General features: G+C 70.7%; 1 protein-coding gene. It reads left to right on the forward strand.

What is annotated here, in order from left to right:
* Window positions 1-1019, forward strand: a 1019-nt coding sequence (locus ETD96_RS44095) for a sensor histidine kinase (RefSeq protein WP_138642394.1), incomplete at both ends; no start/stop codon positions are given.

Here is a 1019-nt window from a genome sequence, read left to right on the forward strand (position 1 = left end):
GGGGTGCCGATCCGCGTCCGGGACGAGGTGTTCGGCAACCTGTACCTGACCGAGAAGGCCGGCGGCGGCGAGTTCGATCCCGAGGACGAGGTCGTGGTGACGGCGCTGGCCACGGCGGCGGGTGTGGCGATCGAGAATGCGCGGTTGTATGAGGAGACGCGGCGGCGGGAGCGGTGGTTGCAGGCGTCGACGGAGATCTCCACGGCGCTGTTGTCGGGTACGGATCCGCATGAGGTGACGGCGCTGGTGGCTCAGCGGGCCCGCGAGATCACCGATGCCGGTTTGGCGGCGGTGGCGCTGCTGGAGGAGGGCCGCGCGGAGTTCGTGGTGGAGGCTGCGGACGGCGAGGGCGGCGAGCGGCTGGAGGGCCTGCGGGTTCCGCTGGGTCACTCGGTGGTGGGTCCGGTGTTCACGGGCGGTGTGTCGTTGCGGTCGGCCGATGGCGGTGAGGCGGCGCGTGAGGCGAAGGTGCCGACGCAGGTGCCGGTCGGTCCGTTGCTGGCGGTTCCGCTGGGGCTCGGTTACGCGGCGCGCGGGGTGATCTCGGTGGTGAACCCGCCTGGCGGTGCGGTGTTCTCGGAGGGGACGCAGCGGTTGCTGGAGGCGTTTGCGGGGCAGGCGGCGGTGGCGCTGGAGTTGGCCGATCGGCGTCGTGACACCGAGCGGTTGGCGTTGCTGGAGGATCGTGACCGGATCGCCAAGGATCTGCATGACACGGTGATCCAGCGGTTGTTCGCGGCGGCGATGACGTTGATGGCGGCGATCAAGATCACGCAGAAGCGGGAGGTGGCGGTCCGGATCCAGCGGGCGGTGGACGATCTGGACGACACCATGCGCCAGATCCGTTCCACGATCTTCGCGTTGCAGGCGCCGGTGGACGTCGCGTCGCTGCGCAGCCGGGTGCACGCGCTGGTGGACGCCGCCGCCGAGCAGTTGGGGTTCGCGCCGTCGGTGCGGCTGGACGGGCTGCTGGACACCGCGGTCGATGACGAGATCGGCGAGCATCTGCAGGCCGTCGT

This window comes from Actinomadura geliboluensis (genome assembly GCF_005889745.1).
Lineage (GTDB): Bacteria > Actinomycetota > Actinomycetes > Streptosporangiales > Streptosporangiaceae > Spirillospora > Spirillospora geliboluensis.